The organism is Paenibacillus sp. FSL H8-0315 (genome assembly GCF_038005365.1).
GTDB lineage: Bacteria > Bacillota > Bacilli > Paenibacillales > Paenibacillaceae > Paenibacillus_AQ > Paenibacillus_AQ odorifer.
In genome coordinates this window covers 3,232,117-3,257,710 of sequence record NZ_JBBOTA010000001.1, presented here as the reverse complement: position 1 = coordinate 3,257,710, position 25,594 = coordinate 3,232,117, and the positions used below count along the sequence as shown (strand labels likewise).

Here is a 25,594-nt window from a genome sequence, read left to right as displayed (position 1 = left end):
AGAGTAAGAAGGGGGAAGAAATAATGTTATTCCAAGCAGCACGCCGTAAACTCAGTCTGATGATTGTGTTTGCCCTATTATTAAGCACTCTTACGCCACATATGGTGTTTGGTGAGGCCGCGCAGTTCAAAGACATCACAGGCTCTTATGCGCAAAAGGAGATTCAATCATTAACTGAAGCAGGAATAATCTCAGGTTATGAAGATAACTCTTTTAAACCGAAAAAGGCTATGTCACGTGCCGAACTGGCGAAAATCATAGTCCTGTCGTTGGGGCTAGAAGCAAATGCTGATCAAGCCGCACCGTTTAAAGACGTTGCCGCGAACAGTTGGTATCGCGGTTATGTAGGTGCATTGGTAAAGGCAGGCATTACGGAGGGGACATCGGCCACCACCTTCAGTCCTAATGCAAATGTCACCCGTGAGGAGCTGGTCGTGTTTTTCATCCGAGCTTTCGAATTGGATGAAACAGCGAAGAAGCTTCCGGTTGATAGCAAGCTGTCGGATATCTCAGAGGTGTCCGAATGGGCAAAAGCGCAAGTATCCCTTGCCTTCAAAAATGGTTTCATCAACGGGGTCCAAGGCAGTGACGGCACTCTGAAATTCAAACCGAAAGAGCATGCGGAGCGCCAGGCTCTGGCTCGTCTGGCTTATGAGTTCAAAACCAATAAGTCAGTATATGTCGAGAAATCCAAACAGCTTCTGGCTGAAGAGGTTAATAAGGGCAAGAGTCCTGAGGTAACACCGACTGCCACCCCGGCAACAACTGACCGCGGGACATCTGTGACAGCACCGGCGCCGGGAGCTTCAGGTCCGGGAACGCCAGCATCGGCAACCCCAGCACCGGCAACCCCAGCACCAGTGACACCAACACCAACATCGGCACCGACACCGACACCGGCAACCCCGGCACCGGCAAATGCTCTCCAGGTTGTGGTGAAGGGGGAGAGTTCAGATGCCATTTATGTGGAAGAGCCAACAGAAGTTATATTCCGCTCATCGATTAATGCGCCAGGAACGGTAATCGCTAGTGTCTATCAAGTAGATGACAGCGGCAAAGTCATTTCGCAAATCATTTCGTTGTACGATGACGGTTTGGAAGCCCATGGAGACAGTCTTGAGGCAGACGGACTGTACAGTGGCAAAGCAGTATTGACTGAAAGTACGGAGGGTTACATAAATCTGCAGGCGTTTGTGGGAGATGTGCCAAGCAGCACAGTTTTTAAATTATCTGTAATGAAGCATCTTACGGATGAACAGCTTGCACAAACGGAAATCATTGAAAATAATACACAGAGTAAGCTTGATCAACTGGCTACTTCATATGGTAATTTGCAAAAAGCAAAGGAAGAAACTGTGGCTTGGCTCCAAACCCAAGCAGAAGTAGAGCATGCTGGGATTTCGGGTGAAGGAGGAAGCATCTGGTATTTGCTGGACAACGGGATTCTAGGGGGGATATCCGCAGCTCCTGAGAATACAAAAGGGTTAAGCAGCACCGTAGAAGAGGCTGCGTCCAGTACTACATTGGCGGCTGAGGCGCTAACGCAAAATGTGGAACAAACCGTGGCCACCATAGGAAGCCAGCGAGTTGCTGTGATTTCTCCGTTCTCCGGCACACTTCCATCTTCGACTGTTTATGACGCTGTATATCACAGCTTTGACCAGTCGAGTTACCCTTTCCTTGTAGAAAGAGTAAAGGACACCGCAGCGGGCGTTAATTTCTTTAAAGGGCTGAATCAGTATGGCGTCGTGGTCTTGGATACCCACGGAGATACTTACTATGATGAAAAAGTGCTTCAAAAGCTCCATAATAAGTACGGCATTGATTTCAAATACGCTGGACCGCAAGTTATGTTCCTGACAGGAGAAAAGGCAACGACAGAGAGCAAAAAGACCTATGAGTTGGACTTGAAAAAGGGACGACTGGCTATTATATCCGGTTATTATGCTATTACACCGTCTTTTATTACACGGTACAACGATATGCTACCTGATACCATCGTATATAATGGCAGCTGCCGCAGCGCGTACAACGATTCCATGGCAGATGCCTTCATCAACAATGGTGCTGGCACTTATTATGGATATACCGATTATGTAAAGCTTGCATATGATCAAGCTATTGCTAAATCCGTATTTACCGCTTTAAACGATGACAACATGACAACCGAAAAAGCCTTTCAAGCAGCAGTGGCTGCCCATGGAGCAAACGATGGGTTGGCAGCATTCTTCATGAAAGGAAGCAGCATTGGCACTAAGACCGAAGGGGTCATCAACGGAACCTTTGAAAACGGAACTTGGACCGGCTGGAATGGAAACGGCGATGTTCGGGTGATCTCCAAGCTGGGACCGCTTAAACCGACAGAGGGGAACTACATGGCTATTATCAGCACTGGCCTTGGGTATGAAAACAATGATCAAGGAGGATATGACTACAATTCAGACAGTTATATCGAGCAAAGTTTCATTGTTCCGGCGGGTGCAACAACCCTATCGTTCGATTACAATTTCATTTCTGAGGAGCCTAAGGAATTCGTTGGAAGCAAATTCAATGACACCTTCAGAGCAACGGTAACTTCCAGTGTATACATTAATACGGCTTCCCTCATTACTTCTCACATAAATGGCGGCAATACAGTGACGTCCAGTGTCTATGGTAATGATTCTGTTATTATCGGGGCTGAATCGATTAATGAATCCACGGCCTATTGGATTGAAGAGAACAAAGTAGCGATTGATTTCTACGGCGGGGATCATACAACATACATGACGAATTGGAAGCATGTACAATTTGATGTAAGCCAATTTGCCGGCAAGGGCTCCATTGTCCTTCGGTTCCATGTTTGGGACCAAGGAGATAGTATCTACGATACGGCGGTACTAATCGATAATGTAATATTAAAGTAATCAAAAAACGGCTGGATCAGGGGAACCTGACCAGCCGTTTCTTTTGGAAATAAGCTAATGGGCGTGCGTTTGGATATGGATTCCAAATAAAGTGTGCATATTGCACATAATTTATGTTATACTTTATTATGTGCAATATGCACATAATATGGGGTGGAAGAAGGGTGTAAATATGAAGGCAGCAATCGTAAAGGTTAAGGGGACGATTCCCGTAATGGGTCATTTTGATTCCCCCGTTGGGACAGAGGGGCTAGTTATAATTAACGTTACGGCCACAGCCTTGAGTCGAGTTAGCAAGTTCCGTTCAATGGGTATGCACTATTCTTCTGAAGATAACTTTCCAATTGTAGCCGGTATCGACGGTGTAGGAACTTTGAAAGATGGGTCTCGTGTTTACTTTGCGCTGCCTACTGCACCATATGGCAGTTTGGCTGAGCAAACAATTGTCAACGAAAAGCTGACTGTCCGTTTACCAGATGGTATTGATGATCTCACTGCTGCCGCTATCGCCAACCCTGCTATGTCGTCATGGGCTGCATTGGTATTTCGAGCTGATTTTAAATCCGGTCAAACTGTATTGATTAATGGCGCTACTGGTACATCCGGTAGTTTAGCAGTTCAGATTGCTAAGGGTCTGGGGGCCAAGAAGGTCATTGTAACAGGACGCAACGAATTGAAGTTGCAAGCACTTGAAGCTGATGAGGCCATTGCATTTGATATGACAGCCGACAACGGTCAAAAAATGTTTGAAAACGCCCTAATGCCAGTTATTGCTGAAGGTGTTGATGTTATATTGGATTATCTTTGGGGCGACAGCGCACTCGCCATCATGTCAGCTCTTGCTAAGGCGAAAACGGATCGTTCAACCCGTTTTGTAAGCATTGGAACTTCATCTGGCCAAGAAAGCATTCATTTACCTTCATCTCTTTTACGCTCATCAACAATCGAACTCGTAGGTAGCGGAGATAAGAGTGTTTCCAAAGCTGATATGCTATCCGCTGTTAGAGGTGTCTTTGAAATGGCCGCCGAGGGGAAGATAAAAATTAACACAAAAGAGTTCGCTCTAGAAGATATTGAAGAGGCCTGGAATGCCCCGCTAATGCCTCGTCCTGTTGTAAGGTTGAAATAAAATGGAAAACGATATTTTTAAAGCGCTGATCGATTTAGTTTCCATTATCAATAGGCCAGACCGCGATAAGAAGATGATTGCTAATGCTGGCGTAAATTTGGAGGCAGCAACCTTTCGTGTCTTTGTGGGCATCGTGCATCTCCAACCGACTAGTGTTGGTGATTTGGCCGCCATGATGGGAAAAAACTATTCGAGTGTTAGCCGGCAAATCGATAAGTTAGAAAACGCGGGGTTGGTTCATACGTATCCATCAAGTGCAGATTCCCGCATTCGTGTGTCTGAATTGACGAAAAGCGGGGAGAAAATCAATGCAATGATTAGCCTCACCCGTGAACGAATTTTGCATGAAGCTTTGGATGACTGGACTCTGGAGGAAAAAAACAGCTTATTGAATAACTTAAGGCGTTTATTTGAATCGCTGCAAAGATTCGACTAGTTGCAGATTATGACTGTTCACACACAGTTCGTTGTTTATTGCCATGGTGGATATTCGGGTAAAAGGAATTACGGATTCAATGGGGAACCATTCTGAAATCGGATTTACGAGGAAGCCGCAAAAATGCTAAAACGCTACTGACACAACGTTGTCAGTAGCGTTTTTGTATATTAGGTGTATAGCGAGTAGCGCATTGTTTTGGATATAGGGTGACCTTGCTCATAATCTTATTATAGAGGTGGAATCTGTTCATGAGTAATATCAAATGGGAAGTGGATCCGGACCACAGCTCCGTCGAGTTTTCGGTGACGCATTTAATGATTAATAAAATCAAAGGAGTCTTTGAGCGTTTCCAGGCGATTTTAAGTTTTGATCCCAACGAGTTAACGACCATGGGTATTCAGGCTTCCATAGACGCAAATAGCATCACAACTCGCCAAGCGCAACGAGATGAACATTTGAGGGGCGACGATTTCCTTCATGCTGCCAAGTATCCAACCATTGCATTTCAAAGCACCAACTGTGTCTTTGCTGGTGAGCGGCAATATGAACTTACAGGCAATCTAACTCTGCATGGAGTAACCCAATCTGTTACTTTTCATACTGTTTTTGAAGGACTAAACAAGGACCCCCGCGGACGGGAACGTGTAGGATTTCATTCAACAGCCAGTATTGATCGTAATGAATTTGGATTGAAATTCAACTCGCCTCTGGAAACGGGTGGAATTATAGTCGGAAATGAAGTGAGGATCGAGCTTTGTATTGAGGCAATTAAAATAAATTAGTGACCCTAAAGACTATCCTTTTATCGGGATGGTCTTTATTCAAAACTTGCTGTTACAGAAATTGCGCTGAACCGTATTACTAATTAATTTACTCTTGCACCGAGCGGAGAAGCTGCTTGGGCTTTTTTTATGTGCAGAAATGACTAGAAGATGCCTTGACTTATATTTGCATTAAATATTACCTAAATCGTATTTATCGAGCAGGAAATAACAGGAACTAAATTGAAAAAGTATACCCTATAGCAGCACTGACCGGGAGGATGGCATGCAATTTCAACCAATTTATTATAATGGGGAATTATTTCTACCGAAGATCGAATTAAATATGACACCGAATCAATCGGTTGGCATCATAACGGACTTGAAGCGAAAGCAGCTTTTAATGAATCAATTAGGTGATCATTCCCAATATTATTTATTTCGGGCTGGGCAAAACGAGTATATGCGTTTATCGGTGGAGGAACTAATCACTTTTCTAATCAGAATAACGGAGAGGTATGAGCGTGCCGCTTCGTTGATAGATTATTTTGCTTTAAAGGAAGAACGGAAGGTAAAGATCAAGGATCTAAGCTCATCGAAAAGAATGTATGTGACATTGCTGCGTGTATTTTTTGCGCATCAGCCTACACTTGTACTGGAGGAACCCTATTTTTACTTGGAAGAGCAAGATTGTCGTCAACTCAAACGGATTCTTGATGATCTTTCACAAGAAAAGCAGATTTTAATTTTAACTTCGAATTTAGAGGATGCCCTTATTTCCTGTGATGCCATTTATCGGTTGAACGAATCGGGATTTCATCCATTGGATATTCGGGACTTCGACGAGGATAAGCAGGAAGTACAGAAACAAGACGAGGCCAATATAACCTTGCAGAAGATCTCTACCAAAAGAAATGACAAAGTGATTTTATTTAATCCGCCTGAAATTGATTTTATAGAAAGTGTAGAGGGGTCAATCCTTGTTCATGTGTGCGGTGAAAATTATGACTGTGCGCTAACGCTGACCGAGCTCGAGCAGAGATTATTAAATTTCGGTTTTTTTAGGTGTCACCGATCCTATATTGTTAATCTGCAAAAAGTAAGAGAGATTATTACATGGACGAAAAATAGCTACAGCTTGCGATTAAATACAGGTCAAGATGCCGTGGTTCCGTTATCCCGTTCAAAATTGTCTGAATTAAAAGCTCTTCTTAACATTTAAAGGGTACCATTCAGGCGCTTACAGCTACATTTCGGCGCGTTTTGATGGCAGGAAGCATGTAATCTGTATATGTTTAAGCCATCAACACTAAGGATGTGGAGTTAATGAATGTTATCCGGGTAGAACGTATCCGTAAGAGATTTGGAGAAAAGGATGCGTTAGCAGATGTTTCTTTTTCAATTCCTAAGGGTGAAATTTTTGGTTTCCTTGGCCCGAGTGGCTCAGGCAAAACAACATTAATCAAGATTCTAACGGCACAATTAAATCCGACAAGTGGACAGGCAAGTGTATTTGACCAGCCAGCGGAGATGATGCAGCAGTCTGCTCAGAAGATGCGTTTTGGCATTTTGACGGATAACAGTGGTCTATATGAGAGGTTAAGTATTGAGGAAAATCTGGAGCTGTATCGTAAGCTATATGATCTTCCCAAATCTGCGGTCGACAAGGTGCTGCAGTTTGTAAACTTAAGCGGAGAGCGCAAAAAGAAAGCCAACCTCTTATCCAAAGGGATGCGTCAGCGTGTCATGCTGGCATGCGCGATTATCCATGAGCCGGAATTATTATTTCTGGATGAACCAACTTCGGCTTTAGATCCGGTAAACACAGCACATATTTATAAAGGCTTACGCTACTTAAATGAGAAAGGAACAACGATTTTTCTGACTACGCATGATATGTCTGAAGCAGAATTGATATGCAACCGTGTAGCGATTCTGTATCAGGGACAAATCCAAACCATAGGCTCTCCAAAGGAACTTAAACGACAGCACCGGGAGAACGTAATTTGTGTGGACTTAATCAATGGGGAAACCTACGAGCTCCCGATCGATGAGGGGGCGGCTGATCAAATCGCGGATTGGATGAAGCGGGGGCTAATTGACCGGTTAGAGATGAAAGAACCAAGTCTAGGTGATATCTTTATTAAAATGACAGGAAGTGAGCTACTATGAGTATCTCATACAAACGTGCCCGGGCGATATTTGTGAAGGATTACAAAGAGTTTTCACGTAACTACGCGCTGTCCATTATGCTGATTTTTCCTATTATTATCGCTCTGATTTTCAAGAGGGCAGGTGCGTCTTTACCTGGAGCCAGCGGTTTTCTTTTTAATAGTTCGTTTGTATTGCTAACATGTTTCGCACAAGCCTGCTTGATTGCGGAAGAGAAGGAGCGTAACACTTTACGGTCATTAATGATGACACCGGCTACGACCATGGATGTACTAATCGGTAAAAGCAGTTTGGTCTTTGTCATGTCTGCTGTTGTTCTCGCTATTTCCACATTATTATTTGGCTATGAGCCAGCTAATATATGGGCGTTTGTGGCAGTAATCATTCTTTCGATTATTCTGTACACTGCAGCCGGGACGATCTGCGGTTTATTCTCTAAGACGTTGCTTGAAGCCTCATTATCTATACTCCCTGTGGCGTTCATATTTATGGGGGCACCGTGGGGAGAAGTACTAGCGAAGGATTATCCGGTCTTCAAAGTGCTGGATTACATGCCGAGCAGTCAGCTTGTGCATCTGCTGGGTCTAAGCAATACAGGTTATACGACGGGCGATGTATTGAAACCACTCCTCATTAATTTGGTATGGACGGTTGTGCTAACAGTAGTGTCTGTCATTTTGTATCAGCGGCGGTTGAAGGACGAGTAAGGGAGCTCTGAAGGGACTTTAGCCAGCCTTCGGTGGGTCTTTGGTAGGGTTGAAACACGCGGCCGACTGAGACTATACGACGATTATTTTCCAATTGAGGCTGTGATGTTGTCATGACGGGGCCTGCCGGGTAATAAAGATGATTAGAACTTTCAAATTTGGCTGATTTTGGATTGGGAGCCAAGGAAACGGGGGAAAGATCATGGCGGCACAGACAGTATCAGGCATCAGCTCCGTACAGACCATTGCGGCCTACGGCGGTACACAGAGTGATGTCAGTTCTCTGGAGAAACAGCGAAACCGACTGATGATGGAACTGGATAAAGTGAATGCGGCACAAGGAAGTGAGATGCAGACGCCTTATCGCCGGGAGCAGCTGCAGCGGCAAATCCGGCTGCTGGAGTCCCAACTGGTACAGAAAAGCGGGAGCAGCACCTCCGTAAATTTTGTGCCTGCTTCTCCGCTTCAGGATCACCTCCCCCTTTGGGGAATTGAAGGAAAGGGAGGCCTCAAGGGCATCGGCCTGACTGATCCCCGGACGGCGACGGTGGACGCGGAGGGTCATTTCGACGCGTTAATTTAGGCAAGCGAGCGAAGGTGCGGAAAGCGTCAGGTGATGAACTGACGGCCCATAATCATGAGGCTAGCTGAGCTTCCACCGAGGAGACCAGCAACACGGTAGAAACAACAAAATAGGCGAGAGGGAAGCTTCAACACTTCCTCCTCGCCTATTCGTGTTCATGCAGTTGCTTAGCGTTCAACTACTTTACTCTGGTGTTCCTTGGGTTACCCCATGGATATACGAGAGCGTTGGGGAATCGACGGCCCCTTGTCCCGGATTATAGGTGAAGGAGTACTCGATGGTATCCCCGTGTTGCAGGTGATTTACAGGGTAGGTATAGTTTCCGTTTCCTGCCGGGGTCATGGCTACGTTTAGCTGCCCACCGTTATTTAGCTTATAGTGTAAGTCGGCAAAGGTTGCGCCGTTCACATAGAACAGCAGGTCGTCACCTATTTTCTTCAGACCCCGCACCTCATCGCCGACGATGATAACACCGGATGATGATGCCGGTACAACAGTGATGGTGGAGAGGGCTGTTTTATTGCCGTCGGCTGTTGTAGCAGTTACGGTTGTTGTGCCTGGAGTGAGTCCCGTCACGAGACCGTTCGGATTCACGGAAGCGACGCTGGTACCTGATACGTTCCAAGTGACCTGCTTATTGGTTGCATTAGACGGGGCAATATTGGCGTTCAACTGCACAGTCTGTCCGACCTCCACCTGCGCAGTAGTTTGATTCAGAGAAATACCGGTAACCGGTACATTTACCGGATTCTCGCTGTTGCCTTCTTTATAGACGCGAACATAATCCACTTGCATTGTTGCAGGAATATCGGACGGATCTGGGGTATGGCCGCTGTCGAAGTGCCCGCCGATCGCCAGATTCATAATGATGTAGAAGGGTTGATCGAATGGGGCGTTCGGATTGTTAGGTGCAGCTACGGAATACCATTGATCTCTACTGACTTTAAAGAAGAACTTGCCGTCCACATACCATTTCATATTATCTTCTTCCCAGATCATGGAGTACACATGATAATCATTGGCGAAGGTCTGGCCTTCAGGGAAGTGATATTCACCAGCAATATATCTGTTTACAGGCCATTGTCCGCCAAAGTGTATGGCCCCGCTGGTCGTGCCGGGCAAGCGTCCTTTGGCTTCCATAATATCAATTTCTCCGGATGCGGCCCACGCTCCATAAGCGGCATCTTCCGGAAGCATCCAAAGTGCTGGCCAAACGCCGTTACCTGTAGGCAGCTTAGCACGAATATCTACTCTGCCGTACTGGAAGGACAAGTGATCTTTGGTGTTAATCTTGCCGGATGAGTACTGGGCATACCGGCTTGGGTCCTGTGGAAAGGATTTTGAATCGTTCAAAGCTCTGATATTCAGCTTTCCGTCCTGTACAAATACATTTTGTGTACTGTCTGTATAGTGCTGCAGTTCCGCGTTGCCCCAGCCCCAGCTATTCGGATCGTCAGTAATATAATAACCTTGTTCGTAGCTCCATTTGCTCGTATCGAGCGCTGTTCCGTTAAATTCATCCTGCCAAATGAGATTCATACCCTCTATCGTGGTGTCGTTTGGTGTTCCGATGGCAATGTCATCATGATCGGATACATCCGGACGTGGGGCATCTGGATTACCGATAAAGGTATAGTTGACGTAATTGTTGCCGACACTTCCGCCCGCCTGTCCATTTAATGGATAGCCAATACGGATTTGCACATCCTCTTGGACGGGCTGGAACCAAAGCCCATAGATATAGTCAGCCCAATAGCCCCACTGGTTGGCATCGGACATGTTGTTATAGCCATTGCCGGCGTATACAAATCCGCTTTGGCTGGAATCACTCATAGCAACCCATTGTCCGTTGATGTTAATTTGGTAAACGTAATTTCCTAGCTCAGTGCCTATTGGAGCGCCCCCATCAATTTTGGGTAGCGGGACACCTATTACACCTTTTGCATCTGCGGTAAAGGTCGTTCCCTCATAAGGAGTTAAGACGTATGAATTTCTTACCGGTTTATTAAAGGTGAGGGTATAAACGACGTTAGCCGTTGAGGTTTTCGATTCTAACTTGACGTTGATAGACTCTGTTACGGTGAACCAGTAGCCACCGCCGCCTTCGGTGAATTGTCCGAAGTTGTTATCGTAGATCCAGCCGCTGGCTGCATTATTGTCAATATCAATCCATGTACTGCTGCTTACAGGTTTTACATATACCTTCAGATCTTCAGCTACGGCTTCATAGGTAACAGCCGGATCATTGTTGAAGGTAGGATAAGTAAAGCCTGCACTTCCTGTAAATCCTGCTGTAATCTGCGGCCCTTGTGTAGGGGCCATAGCAGTAATGGTCGTTTTGTTTATGTTTTGAAATACCAGGGTGTAATCAAGTGTAACTCCATTAGCCTTGGAGAATAGCTGAATCTCCGTTGTTGCGGAGAGAGTGAACCAATAGCCATTCAAGCCACCGTCGCTCCAGTGTCCCCAGTTTTGGTTGTAGGTATAGCCGCCTGCATTGTCAATATCCACCCAGTTTCCAGCAACTTTTACTTTTACACCGACGTCATCGGAAACATCATTCCAGGTGGCAGAGCCCCCATTAAATGTAGGCATGACGAAACCATAGCTAGCTTGCCCAACCCCTGATTTTGAGATGACAGGACCGTCTGCTGCTGAAAAGTAAGACATAGAGGTAACTGTGGTTCCTGCTGCCTGCACCTTTGAAGTCGGCAATAGGCCAACCCCAGCTAACAGTACTACTGCTAAGAACAAACTAAATACCTTCTGCTTAAAACCACTCTCCGTATTGTAAAGTCGTTTCATACTTGCCCTCCTTTAATAAAATAATGAAGAAACGAAACCGCTTACATTTAGGGACATCTCTATTCTATCGAATATAATAATCAGCTAAAAGGTACAATTATTTTTGTTCTAACCCAATTTTTTGGCTTTTGATTATTTATAGCGCTGTGTCACGGTACTTTTCCCCGCTGTCGTGCTTCCGGCGCATCATTTGCCGATATTCTGTGGGCTGCATATCCATGACATCCCGAAAGGATCGTGTAAAACTTTTGTAGCTTTCATACCCTACCATGGTGGCTACCTCTACAATTTTATGATCGGTTTCGGCCAGTAGCCGCCGGGCTTTATCCAGGCGCACATCGCGCAAGTATTCTGCAAAGCCTTTGCCGATATTTTTTTTGAACAGGTTAGAAAAATAGGCATAATTAAGCGACACGTGGTTCGATACCATCGCGAGATCCAGGGGTTTATGATAGCTTTCGTGTATAAAGCGTATGGCTTCATTCAAATCTTGCGAGTTGCGATAGCTGCACTTATATTCATAATAAAATTGGTTCAGCCGAAGCAGCTGTTGTTGCAGCGCCTGAATATAATCGCGAATACCCGGATAATCGAATAGATTTCGTAAACATTCGATGTCCAGCGCTTCTTCCCCCATGTACGGGCGGATCACACGTACAGATTCCTCCAGCATCTGTACAATGGCACGGCATAGCTGCTGTGTGTATTGGATGTGATAGCGTTGCAATGTATCTTTGTGAAATATCATAGAAATGCCTTGGGTGATTGTACCGCTGTTTTTGGTGCCGATTAACTGGAACAGGGCATATAACTCTTCATAGGGAAGCTCCCACTGCTGCTCCAGTCGCTCAATATGTGTTGGCAAGATGCAGTTCTTCTCTGGAAACAGGTAACTGTGGCGATAGAGCTCCAACGCTTGTGTATAGCTGCGGGGCAACTCCTTCAATCCTTGCTGCGGGCTGGTCATGGCAGTAATGGCATCTATCTGTCCTGCTTTGAGGGCGGCCGGGAAGGCTCCCGTTTCTACGGCCGCATCAACCGCGAGAATCAGGTACGGGCGGTGTTGCAGGCATATACACCCTCGTCTGCCATACACACGGTAGGCAAGGGATTCCATGCTGTGGCTACTGTCAGCCCCCGGTTGGTTAATCCATAATTCCTCCCGCAGCAGACACAGGCGGTAATTACTCCACAACCCTGGATTCTGTTGCTGGGTCTGGATAACCCACGCCTCATCAATCATTGCACCCTGCATGAACATACTCAGTTCCTTGCGGTCTGTCTCCCGGGCGCGGCGCGAGATATGCTCCATATTACGCGAGAGCGTCTGCCGTGTTTTTATCTCATTCGCTACATGTTCTACTGCGGTTTGCAGATCTTCACGTTTAACAGGTTTGAGCAGGTAGCCCTTTGCTCCAAGTTCGATGGCCTTTTGAGCATAGGCAAAATCACTATAGCCGCTAATAATCAGATAATCTACCTCGATGTGCTTCTGTTTGCTCTGCGCCATCAGCGTCAGTCCATCCATATCGGGCATCCTGATATCAGTAATCACCAGTTGGATGTTGTGCTGACTCAATATATCCAAGGCCTCAATTCCGTTTACGGCACAGTAAATATTGTCCAGCTGCAGCGCAAATTGGCGCAGCATAGCCTGCAGCCCATCACGAATATGCTTTTGATCGTCCACAATTAGAATATTGATCATGCCCTACCATCCTCCAAGATTCACATTTTCCCAAGGCAAACGTATGGTTACACAAGTATAGGCGCCCTGCACACTGTCAATCCAAAGACCGCAGTCCTTACCATAATGAAGCTGTATGCGCTTATGCACGTTCTCCAAGCCCAGTCCGTTTTTGCTGGTAACAATCGGTGAATCTGAGTCGCCCCGCAGCACAGCCTGCAGACTGGACAGCATTTCCGGGTCAATACCTGCGCCATCATCTCGTATCTCAATTAGCAGAAGGCTGTCATTTTCTACCGATACGGTAATTTGGATACTTACGCTGCCGCCCGAGGGCGCTGCATGATGAACGGCATTTTCGACGATGGGCTGCATGCACATTTTAGGGATTGTATAACGCAGTACCTCCTGCGGGAGATCCGCCGTCAACTCAATGCTGCCACCCTCCATAAAGTTTATGAATCGGACAAAGCTGTGTATGTTGGCAAGTTCTTCGCTAAGCGCAACCGTATCGCTGCGCCATTGCATACTGTATCGCAGTTGTGAGCCTAAAGACACCAACGCTTCGGCGATAGCCGGCTGTCGCTGAACCTCCGCGAGCATACGGATGGATTCCAGCGCGTTATATAAAAAGTGTGAATTGATCTGCGAATGCAGCGAGTGCAGTTGTGCATTTTTGGCGATCAGCTGTTTATCTACCACTTGGGTCATCAGATGTTTGATTTCGTCCAACATATTATTGTAGCTGACGGCCACCTCGTCGATTTCGTCACCGGTTTCGTTTTTATCCAGGCCGGTATCAATTTTCGCATCCAGTTGGCCTTGCCGCACCTTGCGCATAGAAACCAGCACCCTGTCGAGCCGGCGGAAAATGCGCCGAGTGGTATGTGAAACGAGCAGTAACATCAGCAGCAATACACACAATGTGATCGCTACTACGAGCAAATACCAGCTTCGTGGGCCTTTCATCAGCGCTTGATGAGAGGCAATATCCACTACATAGGCGTTCAGTGGGGCGATGTAGCGATACAACGCGTAGTAAGTATGGTCGCCTACCTTTACCTTAATGGGGCTACTCTGCTGCAGCACATCCAACCGCTGGTGAATGCTGCCTAGAATTTTATCCAATTCTTCACCGGCATTTTGAGAAAAAATATGCTCAGGATTGTATACCGATCGGGAAGAGTCGGCTCCATCCATCACTACAGAAAAGAAATCCCCCCCGCTATCCTCAAGCAAGTCACTGAAAAAGACGCTATGCTGGGCGCGGATTTCCATAATGGTAGGGAGTTTCTGCTGTTGCCCCTGAAGACGTACCAACCGGTAATAGGATAGCGTATGCTCTCCATCTTTAAAAGCAAATAAGCGGTATGCCGCACCGCCTTCCTCCCGAAGTGTCACCCAGTAGTCCTTCGGCCAGAACTTGTCATAATGGTAGATTTCAGGCCAAATCTCAAATAGGTTTGGATTATCGACATAGAAACTGAGCTGGCTGATCATCTCGTAGCTTTGAATGATATTATGCATTTGCTCAAATTGATTTTGTCTAAATTTTACGAGACGCAGGCCATCCCCGCGCATATTGGAGTGAATAAAATCTACAAATGCCTTTTGATTCAGCGCAGTAGAGGAAGCGTTCTCAAGAATGCCCATTTTGCTGCGCAGCTGTTCGTTAATTCTTGAGACATGGCTGCTGCCGGTAGCCATAGCGTCCTTGTATAGCTGACTTTCCTGTGTGCGGATAAATAAAAAGGATACCACAATCGCAGGGATGGCAATCATCATGCTAAAGGCCAAAAACAATTTTTGGGAGATGCGGGAATTACGGTACAGCTTCTTCATTTTAGTCAGCAGATACTTCATTTAAGCAGCCTCCTACCCTTGTAATATACCATATATTACAAACTGCCCGGTAGGTAACTAGGCTGTTTTGTTAAATGGTTAAAAGAAGCGAAAAAGGGAATACCGGCCACCCTTTCGGTGGCCGGCAGCAATCTTAATACGGGCATTATTACTCTGCCATTTTGGATTTTCGCACATCCAGTTCAGCCTGGCGGTATTCCATCACCTTGCCAAAGCTGTAATTCTCGCGGCGGTCAAGGAAATTGTCGAAGATTTTATCAAATTCAGCCTCATTCTTGGCCGTAATTAGCTCAGGGAGTACTTCCTCCCAATTTTGCGAAATACGGGACCAGGCTACCGACACATCAGAATCGCCCTGTGGATCTAAGCCCTTATAGATACCGCTATCAATATCGGCCTGCATATTGGCGAAGTCTTCCATTTGCTTAATGACAGGAGATTTCTCCGGTCTCCACTGGTTGACGATTACAGGGTTTCGCATCATCCAATAGGTATCCATGATGCCGTATTCTTTCTCCAGCTTCTCAATATCAGTGTCGAGTAATTTTACCATTTCAGGCTTCAGCTGCGGCTTGCCATCTACCATCTCCCATGTTTCGCCTTCCTTGCCAAGGAATAAATCTCGCTGGCCTTCTTCGCTGGCCAGATAGGTCAAAAAGCGGATGGCTCGTTCAGGGTTTTCGGTTGATTTGCTAATCATCGTCACCATCCAGCCGTCCATGTTGCCAGGGAATAACTTAGGGTTATCGCCCTTGCTGTTCTTTGGCCCATCGACTGCGATGTAGTAAGAGTCCGGGTTGCCGCTAGCAGCCAGCATAGGATTGACAGCCGACATACCGGTCCACTCACGGACCATCATGAAATAGCGGGCGTTGTTTGTTTTTTCCTCGACCTGAGTATCGGAATCCACCAGGAAATCCACATTAATCAACCCGCGCTCGTAAGCCGTACGGAAGGTTTTTAGCCAGGCAATATAATCGGGATCGGTAATGCGGTCGTATACTTTTCCGTCTTTCTCATGCGGTACGGCCAGTAGGTTCTGCAGATATTCGGTCATCCCGTAAGGGACGTTCCCTTGTGCAAAAAAGGGACTGATGGGCTGGCCTTTATATTGGGAGTACTTATCCTTTACCAGTTGCAGTGCGTTCAGAAAGCCCTCTGGAGTGCTAAGGTCCGGGCTGCCCATCTCCTCATACAAATCTTTTCGCACCAGGAAAGTCTGGTTGGCGGCCGTCATGCCAGTTTCATGCATCAGGTTGGGGCTATATGAATCATTCGGAACGCCATAGGTATTGCCATTTTCTTGACGATACCACTTCAGTGTACCGTCCCCCGCCACCTTGAAGAAGTAAGGGTCATACTTGTCAGCTAATTCATTTAAGGCGTAGACATGATCGCCTTCCCACAGCTTTTTGACAGCGGTTTCCCACGAACCCATTGATATCAAGTCTGGCAGCTTGCCCGAGGTCATCATTAGGGTAATATGCTCATTCGCTTCACCAGAAGGTACCTCAAGCTTGATGTTTACGCCTGTTTTTTCCGTTACGTACTTGGAGGTCAAGCTGTCTCCCCAAGTGTGGGCATACCAGTTAGCACCTACGAACCAGGTCAAATCAACAGGGCTGGTATCCAGCTTCCATGCCGGATCATCGGGATTGAGCTTTGCTTCACTCTGCGGCGGCTGTGTACTATCTGTAGGCTGTGGTGTTGGCTTATTTTCACTATTCGCTGAATTGGAACACGCGGCTATGCCTAGCATCAGGCTTGCGGCCAGAACGAGGGTCAACCCCGGCTTAATCAGATTGCGTTTCATGACATTATCATCCTTTCTTTGCTGCTTCTGAATTTTTGTATACCAGTTTCTAGACACTCACACTCTTATCCCTTAATGGCGCCAATCATCACGCCTTTGACCAGATAGCGTTGAATGAAAGGATAGACTATCAGAATAGGCAGTGTGGCCACCATCATGGATGCAAATTTAATAGAGTTGCCGGGAAGTCTTGCGCCGAATTGCGCCATAGCTTGCTGCTGCATGAAGGACATAGAGTTCTCCGCAATGATTTTGTACAGCATGGTCTGCAGTGGCAGTAATTCCTGCGAACGGATGTAGATGACCCCCTGGTAATAATCATTCCAATGATAAACGGCTGAAAAAAGCGATATAGTCGCAATGACAGCCATGCTATTGGGCAATACGATTCTGAACAGGACACCATAGTCTGAAGCACCGTCTACTTTCGCAGATTCCTCCAGGCTGTCAGGTATGGTGCGGAAGAAGCTCATGAAAATGACCATATTAAAAAAAGTGTACATAGAGGGAATGATGAATATCCAAAAATTATCATATAATCCCAGCTTCGTCATCAGAATAAATGTAGGGATCAGCCCGCCTGAGAACAGCATCGTAACCAATGCGATTTTAAGATACAGCTTGCGTCCGATTAGATTAGACTTGCTCATTCCGTAAGCAATAATGGCGGTAAACAACACATGCGTTGCTGTCCCGATCACTGTGCGCAGAGTGGTAATGTAAAAACCGTTCATCATTGTCTTATCATTGAACACAACACTATAGCTGGCCAGCGATAATTCTTTGGGAAACCAGTTGACGGTGCCCAGGGATGCCTGCTGCGGCGCATTAAGCGAGTTAATGAATACAAACCACATCGGGTATAGTGTTAAAAAGCAAACCGCCAGCATCAGCAGGGTGTTGCAGACCTCAAATACTCCAATTTGCCGAAATCTTTTGCGTCTTTCCATACCTCTGTCCTCTCCTTTCTAAAAAATGCTGTCGCCGGTTAGTTTTTTGGATGTGTGATTGGCCAAAAACAACAAACCTAGCGCCACAATAGAGCGGGCGAACAGGACGGCTGTTGAGAAGGAATGGCGCCCGGAGACCAACCCCATGTTGTAGATATACAAGTCTAGGCTTTCCGCCATCCTCATGTTCATATTGTTCTTCAACATAAAGATCTGCTCAAAGTTACTGCCAAGTATCCCGCTGACAGCGAGGATGAACAAAATAGCGATGGTGGGGCGTATGCTCTGAATGGTGATATGCCACATCCGTTGCCGCCGGTTTGCGCCATCCAGCTCAGCCGCTTCGTACAGCCCCGGATCAATGCCGGATATTGCCGCTATGTAGATAATGGCGCTCCAGCCGGTTTCTTTTAACGTATCGGTGAAAAAGGTGATCCACCAAAAGTACTTAGGGTCGCTGTTAAACAGAATTTCGCGTTCCTGGAGCCCGATCGCCATCATCAACTGATTGATCACACCGCCCTCGCCCAGCCAATTGAGTGCAATGCCGCCAAAAATCGTCCAGGCAATAAAGTGCGGCAGGTACGAAATGGTTTGTACCGTTCGCTTAAAACGAAGACTCCGTATTTCATTCAGCAGCAAGGCAAACAAGATGGGAATGGGAAAACCCAAGACCAGCTTGATGCTGCTCATCCCCAGAGTATTGCGAATCGAACGCCAAAAACGCTCATCCGTCAAAAAATCCTGAAAATGCTTCAGCCCGACAAACGGTGATTCTAGTAAGGGTTTGGCGATGCTGTAGTCCATAAATGCAATAATGAGCCAAAACATAGGGATATAACAAAAGATAAACATCCAGATGATTCCCGGGATAACCATGCTTTGCAATTGCCACTGCTTAAAAAGCGCTTTCATTTGTTCCGTTCTGTATTGGAACATTTTCCGTGCCCCCTTTCTATTTCATCGTATGAAAAAGCGTATAGGAAAAAAAGCCCATGATTATCGACCCTATCCCATTTTTTTAGATTTGTTTGACCAGCCGCAAAAATTAAGTATGCTGTGATTAAATGAAGGGAGTGTGCAAAGGATGAATAAACCTGTATGGGAACAGAATTTCTTAGATAGAAATGCCGATTTGAAGCTATGGAATATCCGCCTTGGCAACGACTTATTAGATAATGAAGGTAATCCCATAGACCCAGGTTGGGGCAACGGAGAGCAGCAGTATTACACGGATCATTCCAGCAATCTGTATATCGATGAATTTGGCTTAAATCTGTGCGCACGCAGTGAATCCATTGGAAAGGATGGGCGCAATTTTGCATATACCTCGGCTCGTTTGGATACAAAGGACCATTTTTCCTTTTGCTATGGGAAGTTAGTTGTGCGTGCAAAGCTGCCGGTGGGGCAAGGGGTTTGGCCTGCCATCTGGTTGCTTCCGCAGGAACAGGCTTACGGACCTTGGCCAGCTTCCGGCGAGATAGATATCATGGAAGCCAAAGGCCGCTTGCCTCAGCAAATATCCGGAACACTGCACTACGGAAAGGATTGGGAACATCAAATCGTCGAGGAGTTCTCGCACCATTTTGAAAGCGGAACCATTAATGAATTCCATGATTATGCACTGGAATGGACCGCCAGTTCGATTCGATGGCTGGTAGACGGACATTGCTTTGCCGAGCGCTGCTTGGAGCCAGGGGTTATGCCCTTTAACGAGTCATTTTATCTGGTGCTGAACCTTGCAGTGGGCGGCTGGTATGACAATGTAGCGGTTGACGAGGCTGCACTGCCAGCGGTGATGACGGTTTCTGGGATATGGCTGTACCCATAATTAAGAATCTTTGTGAGGCTCTATTATCGATTTTCAATACCTACATCCCATCTGGTAGAATAGGGAAAACCATATTTCTCTATATTCTAGTAACTTGATTATAAGCTTGGGGAGGTAGACCATGGACAAAGAACTAATCGCACAGCTGACACAGTGGCATGAAGATGATGAACACCAGAAGATTGTAGACACTCTGATGGAGATTCCTCCAGCGGACAGAGATTACGAGATGGTCAGCAGTCTGGCAAGAGCGTATAACAATTTGGAACGTTATGAAGAAGCCCTTGAACACTTCGCGAAGATTGCGGAACAAGGACAGAATGATTATCTGTGGTATTTTCGTGTGGGATATTCCTATTATTATTTGAATCGATATGAGGAAGCGGTGAGAGTGCTGGGTATTGCCCATGACCTCGATCCGGATGATGAGAATACGGCCATGTTTCTGAAATTCAGCCAGCGCAAGCTACGCAAAGAACAACACGCCGCAGCCAGACAGGCAATCAGAGAGCAACATAATGATTCGGGGACGACTGCAACTCCTTTTGAAGGGATGGACCTCTCCGAATTTTGGAAAGATAGCGATTATGCGCTAAAAGAATATGTTTCGGCCCCGCCTACGGATGAGCTGATTGCTTCTGTAGAAGAAGAACTGGGTTACAAGCTTCCTGCCTCTTATATCAGTCTGATGAAGCAGCACAATGGGGGAGTGCCTTATAATACCTGTTTTCCTACGGAGGATGCGACCTCATGGGCTGAGGATCATATCGCGATTACGGGCATTATGGGCATCGGACGTGAGAAAAGCTATTCACTCTGCGGCGATCTCGGCAGTCCGTTTATGATTGAGGAGTGGGGATACCCTGACATTGGCGTGGTAATTTGCGATTGCCCTTCGGCAGGTCATGATGTCGTGATGCTGGATTACCGGAATTGCGGGAAGGACGGTGAACCCGAGGTGATTCATGTGGATCAGGAAGATAATTATGAGATTACGTTTCTGGCCCCAGACTTCGAGACGTTTATACGCGGCCTGGTGAGTGATGAAGAATACGACACCTCTGAAGAAGATAAAGAGGAGGATTTGCGCAAAGTAGCCGTAGGCCAATTCTCACCATTACTTGCGAAGCTGTGCAGCCATGTGTCTGAAGTAGATCAGCTTGAGCATAAGATCCGTAAAGTATGTACCCGAATCGTTGAAGAGAAGGGACACTTCTCCTTTCATGCGGATGAGCTTTCTACTCTGATGTATGATGTGCAGTTCTGGCTATACACAAGCTCTTATCCAAATACGAGTCGTCAACAATATCTGGATGTATATGAAGAAATGATTGCTTTTGGCGGCGAGTTCGGCCAAGGCGGGTATGCTCCCGGCTGGATCAGCGATTGGCTGGATGGCCGAATACGGGAAGGACTGATCGTTCAGGAAAACGGGGTGCTTAGCTTCACAGATCAAGCTGGCTCAGAGGTCATTGCACGGCTGGAAGCGGAAGCTGCAAAATAGGAGACGTTGATTCGGGATTTATTCCCGTGCGGTGCTCGATTGATCACGATAGTATTCAAGGGTCATCCCACAAGGGATGGCCCTTAAACTTGCCGTTTGAGACAGTGCACTCCGCATAATAAGCGAAAGAAAATTAAAGCGCTTACTCGTGAGTGTTTATTAAAAAATGTAATTATTAACATTTTTCGACAACATTCACCTTACTTTTACATGGTAGTTATGATATATTCTGGGCGAATATGGATAACAAAAAAGTGAAAGGGGAATGAGTATGGAAGCGTTGGTGTGGACATCTAATCATAAGCTGGAGCTCTGCGAATGGGAAGAGCCGCAGATTGCAGCACCGGATGAAGTCAAGATCCGGATTGAGATGACAGGTGTATGTGGAACAGATTTAGCAGTCATAACTGGGAAAGAGGAGGGGGTTCCAGGCGTCATTCGTGGTCATGAGGCAGTAGGGACTGTAATCCAAATCGGCAGCAACGTTGACCGTGTTAAGGTAGGCGACCGCGTAGTTATCGATCCGAATCAAAGCTGTGATGAATGCTATTTTTGCTTGAAGAAACAGCCGCACCTCTGTACGGGCATCGATGGAAATGGGATGCCTATTGCGGGTTTGAATCGAAATGGGACATTCACTTTTTTTTACTCAACTGCACAAACGTTTGCACACCGTCTTCCCGATCATATGAGCTGGGAGACGGGGGTTTTGATTGAGCCGCTTGCCTGTGTACTGCACAATTTCAAAGAAGCCAATGTCACAGCAGACGACAAGGTACTTATTCTTGGATCGGGTCCAATGGGATTGTTAAGCCAAATTGTGAGCAAGTCGAAATCTGCGCTCACGGTAGCGACTGAAGTTAATCCCTATCGGTTAGCTTTTGCCAAAGAGATCTCAGATTTTGCTCTAACCCCTGCCCAATTAAATCAAGCTACCGTAGACAAAATCTGTGCGGGACATAAGTTTGATGTGATTATCGATACGGTGGGCACTCAACTCGAAATGGCGGAAAAGTGGATTGAACGTGGAGGCCGCATCGTTCCTTTTGGTATTAATGCGAAGTATCGCTACACCTTTTCCCCTACCAAATTCGTGCAGCATGCAATAAAAATTATAGCAGCAGGTGAATACCGCTACATGTTCGAGGAAGCTTTGCGGTTTGCCGCTGAAACTCCTGAAATGGAGAAACTAGTAACTAGAAAAGTTAAGCTCAGTCAGCATGAAGCAGCGATAGATGAGTTAATCGGCTATGAATTGAACTCTTTGAAGGTGGTTGGGAGTGAAACCGTAAAGACGGTTTTTGTTCCCTAAACGTAAGACTACAATCAATGAGAGGTGGCACTGTTGATGAGCAATGATAGCAAATTCAGATTAATTCAAGATTACTTGTCTACACAAAAGGCCAAAGAGGTAGAGCCAATTTGGATACCCGCAGTGTGGAATGAGTGCCAATATGAACGTGTTCTCTTAGAAAAAGAGGGTGAAATTTGTGTACACCCGTATGATTTTTTGACTGATCATTTGAATTATGTGGACAGGCTTTCGTGGAGATATCTGCTTAAGGAACGCATAAATCTGGACGATAGCGCGATCTATTCTTCGCTTCTTCGCTATTCTACGGCTTGGGATTACAACCATGACGGAAAAATTGAATCGGGTACTTTTTTAAGATTCTTTATTCTTCTGCCTCTGCTAAAGAAAATGGGCATCAATATTCTGTACATGCTTCCAGTTAACCAGTACAGCAAGTTGAATCTGAAGGGGGATATTGGGTCCCCTTACGCAGTGCAATCGTTATTCCATTTGGACGAGAACCTGCACGATAGCCTATTGGATGATATGGAGGAGTTTACGATCCACGATGAGCTCAGCGCTTTGGTAGAGGCTTGTCATTTACTTGATATTAAGACTGTTGTTGATTTCATTCCCCGTGTGACGGCGAAAAACAGTGTGTTCATTACCGAGCATCCTGAATGGGTATATTGGATCAAAATGGACGAATTAGAAGGCTTTGCGCCGCCCGCAATTCCCCAGCTTGGATTTTTTGAGGAGTGTACGCCGGACAAATTGGAGACGGTCTACCGCAGCCAGGAGACAGCAGTATTTCTGCGGAAGTTCACGCCACCGCCCAATGAACTCCATCCAATTCTTTGGCAGCACTTAAAGGAGAAAGCTGCTAAAACTGGAGATGAGCTATTAACTTTGGTGGAGCAAGAGATGGGGATAACGACTGCTCCAGCGCATTCGGATTGGATAAATGATGTGCAGCCGATTTGGACAGACATTACGTTCTTACGCCTCTACAAGGATTTCTCTCCGCAAGTGAGACATCTTATAAGTCCGGATCAGGCGCCATATGTCCTTTTTGATACGATTAAATGTAATGACTACCCGGGAGAGGAGCCGAATCTGGAGCTGTGGGATGTTCTGGAGGAGGCAGTACGGGTTAATCTCGAAAAATATGGGATTGACGGCTTCCGCATCGACATCGGACACGTGCTTCCTATTCCGTTGTTGACTCGTATTTTTGACACGATTAAAGAGATGAATCCAAATGCGATCTTAATCAGCGAAGATTTGTTCAATCGCAACCACAAGAAGGCGGCAAACACCGGCTATAACATTATGCTTGGCAGTGGGTGGAACGTCATGACACAAATTACTAAAGACAATCTCGTTTCATTCTTAGAAGAGCTGCCTGAGTTGAATATTCATGTATTTGCTTGTGCAGAAACAGCAGATACTCCTCGGATCACCAGCCGTGGCGGTGTTGAGGTTGCTCGGATGATTGCGGTATTTAATCAATTTCTTCCAAACGCGATTCCATACGTGACGACGGGTTATGAAATGAACGAGGAGCAGCCCCTCAACTGTGGTCTTGGAGATAACACGAACGGAGAGGAGATTTCCCGAGCTTTTTTTAACGTCATGCAAATTAATTGGACCAATCCTACACCGATGCTGCCATTGTTGGCGGAGCTAAGTGAACTCAAGAGAGATTGGCGCTACCTAGTGAAGCCGGAAAACTTTTTCGTGGCTCAATCCCCGGAAGGTATTGTTCTTTACGGGTATATGCAAGGGGATGAAACGCTGCTGTGCTGCTTTAACTTGAGTGCTGATGCTTTCTGCCAAGTTGATTTGAAGGTAGCCGTGCCTGGCCGATGCCCAATGACGGTAACACTGGATAGTTCCTTAACGGGTAGCAGCGTAGGTCAGGCGTTAGACTGCTTGCTGCTTGCGCCTAATCAGGCTTTAGTGCTCGTAAACAATCATAGACAATTTAGGTAAGGGAGAGAGGCTGCAATGGAAAAGAACAATAAGGAAGTCGTGGTATGGCATGAATTTGATGGTCCGGGAGATACCTCGATTGAGGTGCTGGAGGGAATTTGTAAGCTGTATACAGAGCGCTTTGGGGTACAAATTACGCCACAAGTCATGAATATTACGGAGCTGACTGCGCGCCTGAACCAAATTAAGGACACCCAGCAAGGTCCGCATCTGGCGATGGTTCCTGCCGACATGTCCTCCTATGTTGAGAACGGTCTTTACTCTGAAGTGCCGGGCGGGCTATTTGGCGATACGCTGACTGAGGGTGCCCTTTCAACGATGCAAATGAATGGTGTTCAGTATGGTATCCCGGTATTGCGGGGCAATCATCTGGTTGTGTATTACAACCCGTCGATTTACCCTAGTGCGCCGACGACATGGGACGTGTTCGAAGAGGCAGCAGAAAGGTTATCCGCCCAAGGTATCGTACCGATTGGAGCTGACTTACAGCAAGGCTATTGGTTTATTCCGTTCCTTACAGCTTTCGGCGGCTGGCCTGTACAGAATGGAAAGCCGAATATCGTCACCTCTGAAATGAAGCAGGCGCTTCAGTTTATTAGCGACAAGATGGATCAAGGCGTGCTCGTTAGTCTCGACGGCTCCACAGGACTGCTTGAGCAGTTCATTGACGGTAAGATCGGCGCCATTATTTGTGGCGAGTGGATTTATAACCATCTAGATAAGCATATGAACAATAGGCTTGCGGTTTGCCAGCTTCCGAGCATCGAAGGGCGGCAATCGTTATCTATGTCTTCTTCTATCGGCCTGATCTACCCTAATCATTCATTAACGTCCGAGGAGCGGGAAGATATTATATCATTCACGCGCTTTATGCTGAGTGACGAATGCCAAACGATGTGGACGCTGGGTGTACAGCGGATTCCGGCTCAGGAAGAGGTGCTAAACCGTCTAGCTGCCTCTGCTGCGCCTAACAAAAAGATGATTTTATCGCTTTTGGATCATTCACGGCCGATGCCGACTTATCCCTTCATGATCCATGTATGGGAGGCGTTAAATGCGGGTCTTATTGAGCTGCCCCTGAGCAATCCTGAACAAGCATTGAACAAAATAGAACAGACTATTCAAGCCTCTTGGGGCGCATTTAAAAGCTAATTA

The 25,594-nt window shown here is 46.3% G+C and carries 19 protein-coding genes; 13 read left to right on the top strand and 6 right to left on the bottom strand.

The genetic code is table 11. The features are described 5' to 3' along the window. Nucleotides 1–23: 23 nt before the first annotated feature. The 8 genes from MHB56_RS14145 (at nt 24) to MHB56_RS14110 (ending at nt 8,697) form a co-directional block, all read left to right on the top strand. Complete coding sequence (locus MHB56_RS14145; RefSeq protein ID WP_341143691.1) at nt 24–2,906, top strand: S-layer homology domain-containing protein; 2,883 nt, start codon at nt 24–26, stop codon at nt 2,904–2,906. A gap of 172 nt (nt 2,907–3,078) precedes the next feature. Further along, a complete protein-coding gene (locus MHB56_RS14140) occupies nt 3,079–4,035 on the top strand; it encodes a quinone oxidoreductase family protein (RefSeq protein ID WP_341143690.1) in 957 nt (318 codons plus the stop codon). A gap of 1 nt (nt 4,036) precedes the next feature. Then, nucleotides 4,037–4,471, top strand: coding sequence for a MarR family winged helix-turn-helix transcriptional regulator (locus MHB56_RS14135; protein ID WP_076124286.1), 435 nt, complete (start codon nt 4,037–4,039; stop codon nt 4,469–4,471). Between the two features lie 251 nt (nt 4,472–4,722). Then, nucleotides 4,723–5,256 carry a YceI family protein gene (locus tag MHB56_RS14130; RefSeq protein ID WP_076278212.1) on the top strand — a complete coding sequence of 178 codons (534 nt, stop codon included), beginning with the start codon at nt 4,723–4,725 and terminating at the stop codon, nt 5,254–5,256. 265 nt (nt 5,257–5,521) lie between these two features. Further along, a complete protein-coding gene (locus MHB56_RS14125) occupies nt 5,522–6,457 on the top strand; it encodes a LytTR family transcriptional regulator DNA-binding domain-containing protein (RefSeq protein ID WP_341143689.1) in 936 nt (311 codons plus the stop codon). A gap of 104 nt (nt 6,458–6,561) precedes the next feature. Continuing rightward, the gene (locus MHB56_RS14120; RefSeq protein WP_076278213.1) at nt 6,562–7,407 is read left to right on the top strand and encodes an ABC transporter ATP-binding protein; all 846 of its coding nucleotides are present in this window, start codon (nt 6,562–6,564) and stop codon (nt 7,405–7,407) included. Continuing rightward, nucleotides 7,404–8,114 carry an ABC transporter permease gene (locus MHB56_RS14115; protein ID WP_076191510.1) on the top strand — a complete coding sequence of 237 codons (711 nt, stop codon included), beginning with the start codon at nt 7,404–7,406 and terminating at the stop codon, nt 8,112–8,114. The genes MHB56_RS14120 and MHB56_RS14115 overlap by 4 nt, the downstream gene beginning before the upstream one ends. Nucleotides 8,115–8,316: 202 nt before the next feature. After that, entirely contained in the window at nt 8,317–8,697 is a 381-nt protein-coding gene (locus tag MHB56_RS14110; RefSeq protein ID WP_076124277.1) for a FlxA-like family protein, read from the top strand. Nucleotides 8,698–8,880: 183 nt separating this feature from the next. On the opposite strand, the gene MHB56_RS14105 is transcribed toward MHB56_RS14110, so the two are convergent. The 6 genes from MHB56_RS14105 to MHB56_RS14080 form a co-directional block, all read right to left on the bottom strand. Beyond that, nucleotides 8,881–11,502: a family 16 glycosylhydrolase gene (locus MHB56_RS14105; RefSeq protein WP_341143688.1), complete on the bottom strand. Its 2,622-nt coding sequence runs from the start codon at nt 11,500–11,502 to the stop codon at nt 8,881–8,883. Between the two features lie 136 nt (nt 11,503–11,638). After that, nucleotides 11,639–13,210 carry a response regulator transcription factor gene (locus MHB56_RS14100; protein ID WP_341143687.1) on the bottom strand — a complete coding sequence of 524 codons (1,572 nt, stop codon included), beginning with the start codon at nt 13,208–13,210 and terminating at the stop codon, nt 11,639–11,641. A gap of 3 nt (nt 13,211–13,213) precedes the next feature. Beyond that, on the bottom strand, nt 13,214–15,052 hold the full coding sequence (locus tag MHB56_RS14095) for a sensor histidine kinase (protein WP_341143686.1): 1,839 nt from the start codon (nt 15,050–15,052) through the stop codon (nt 13,214–13,216). Between the two features lie 148 nt (nt 15,053–15,200). Beyond that, on the bottom strand, nt 15,201–16,922 hold the full coding sequence (locus tag MHB56_RS14090; RefSeq protein ID WP_139331005.1) for an extracellular solute-binding protein: 1,722 nt from the start codon (nt 16,920–16,922) through the stop codon (nt 15,201–15,203). An 8-nt stretch (nt 16,923–16,930) separates the two neighbouring features. Next, on the bottom strand, nt 16,931–17,815 hold the full coding sequence (locus MHB56_RS14085; protein WP_038573901.1) for a carbohydrate ABC transporter permease: 885 nt from the start codon (nt 17,813–17,815) through the stop codon (nt 16,931–16,933). A gap of 18 nt (nt 17,816–17,833) precedes the next feature. Beyond that, entirely contained in the window at nt 17,834–18,754 is a 921-nt protein-coding gene (locus MHB56_RS14080; RefSeq protein WP_076124267.1) for an ABC transporter permease, read from the bottom strand. 148 nt (nt 18,755–18,902) lie between these two features. Here MHB56_RS14080 and MHB56_RS14075 point away from each other — a divergent pair, with 148 nt between their 5' ends. From MHB56_RS14075 to MHB56_RS14055, 5 genes are all read left to right on the top strand, one after another. After that, entirely contained in the window at nt 18,903–19,646 is a 744-nt protein-coding gene (locus tag MHB56_RS14075) for a glycoside hydrolase family 16 protein (RefSeq protein WP_341143685.1), read from the top strand. A gap of 121 nt (nt 19,647–19,767) precedes the next feature. Continuing rightward, nucleotides 19,768–21,150 carry an SMI1/KNR4 family protein gene (locus MHB56_RS14070; protein WP_341143684.1) on the top strand — a complete coding sequence of 461 codons (1,383 nt, stop codon included), beginning with the start codon at nt 19,768–19,770 and terminating at the stop codon, nt 21,148–21,150. Between the two features lie 271 nt (nt 21,151–21,421). Further along, nucleotides 21,422–22,462: a zinc-dependent alcohol dehydrogenase gene (locus MHB56_RS14065; protein WP_076179262.1), complete on the top strand. Its 1,041-nt coding sequence runs from the start codon at nt 21,422–21,424 to the stop codon at nt 22,460–22,462. Between the two features lie 36 nt (nt 22,463–22,498). Continuing rightward, nucleotides 22,499–24,439: an alpha-amylase gene (locus MHB56_RS14060; RefSeq protein WP_339245526.1), complete on the top strand. Its 1,941-nt coding sequence runs from the start codon at nt 22,499–22,501 to the stop codon at nt 24,437–24,439. A gap of 15 nt (nt 24,440–24,454) precedes the next feature. Continuing rightward, on the top strand, nt 24,455–25,591 hold the full coding sequence (locus MHB56_RS14055) for a sugar ABC transporter substrate-binding protein (RefSeq protein ID WP_341143683.1): 1,137 nt from the start codon (nt 24,455–24,457) through the stop codon (nt 25,589–25,591). Nucleotides 25,592–25,594 lie beyond the last annotated feature (3 nt).

Excerpts from the sequence above, each read along its gene's own strand:
- MHB56_RS14145 (WP_341143691.1), top strand. The coding sequence starts at position 24 with ATGTTATTCCAAGCAGCACGCCGTAAACTCAGTCTGATGATTGTGTTT.
- MHB56_RS14140 (WP_341143690.1), top strand. The coding sequence starts at position 3,079 with ATGAAGGCAGCAATCGTAAAGGTTAAGGGGACGATTCCCGTAATGGGT.
- MHB56_RS14135 (WP_076124286.1), top strand. The coding sequence starts at position 4,037 with ATGGAAAACGATATTTTTAAAGCGCTGATCGATTTAGTTTCCATTATC.
- MHB56_RS14130 (WP_076278212.1), top strand. The coding sequence starts at position 4,723 with ATGAGTAATATCAAATGGGAAGTGGATCCGGACCACAGCTCCGTCGAG.
- MHB56_RS14125 (WP_341143689.1), top strand. The coding sequence starts at position 5,522 with ATGCAATTTCAACCAATTTATTATAATGGGGAATTATTTCTACCGAAG.
- MHB56_RS14120 (WP_076278213.1), top strand. The coding sequence starts at position 6,562 with ATGAATGTTATCCGGGTAGAACGTATCCGTAAGAGATTTGGAGAAAAG.
- MHB56_RS14115 (WP_076191510.1), top strand. The coding sequence starts at position 7,404 with ATGAGTATCTCATACAAACGTGCCCGGGCGATATTTGTGAAGGATTAC.
- MHB56_RS14110 (WP_076124277.1), top strand. The coding sequence starts at position 8,317 with ATGGCGGCACAGACAGTATCAGGCATCAGCTCCGTACAGACCATTGCG.
- MHB56_RS14105 (WP_341143688.1), bottom strand. The coding sequence starts at position 11,502 with ATGAAACGACTTTACAATACGGAGAGTGGTTTTAAGCAGAAGGTATTT.
- MHB56_RS14100 (WP_341143687.1), bottom strand. The coding sequence starts at position 13,210 with ATGATCAATATTCTAATTGTGGACGATCAAAAGCATATTCGTGATGGG.
- MHB56_RS14095 (WP_341143686.1), bottom strand. The coding sequence starts at position 15,052 with ATGAAGTATCTGCTGACTAAAATGAAGAAGCTGTACCGTAATTCCCGC.
- MHB56_RS14085 (WP_038573901.1), bottom strand. The coding sequence starts at position 17,815 with ATGGAAAGACGCAAAAGATTTCGGCAAATTGGAGTATTTGAGGTCTGC.
- MHB56_RS14080 (WP_076124267.1), bottom strand. The coding sequence starts at position 18,754 with ATGTTCCAATACAGAACGGAACAAATGAAAGCGCTTTTTAAGCAGTGG.
- MHB56_RS14075 (WP_341143685.1), top strand. The coding sequence starts at position 18,903 with ATGAATAAACCTGTATGGGAACAGAATTTCTTAGATAGAAATGCCGAT.
- MHB56_RS14070 (WP_341143684.1), top strand. The coding sequence starts at position 19,768 with ATGGACAAAGAACTAATCGCACAGCTGACACAGTGGCATGAAGATGAT.
- MHB56_RS14065 (WP_076179262.1), top strand. The coding sequence starts at position 21,422 with ATGGAAGCGTTGGTGTGGACATCTAATCATAAGCTGGAGCTCTGCGAA.
- MHB56_RS14060 (WP_339245526.1), top strand. The coding sequence starts at position 22,499 with ATGAGCAATGATAGCAAATTCAGATTAATTCAAGATTACTTGTCTACA.
- MHB56_RS14055 (WP_341143683.1), top strand. The coding sequence starts at position 24,455 with ATGGAAAAGAACAATAAGGAAGTCGTGGTATGGCATGAATTTGATGGT.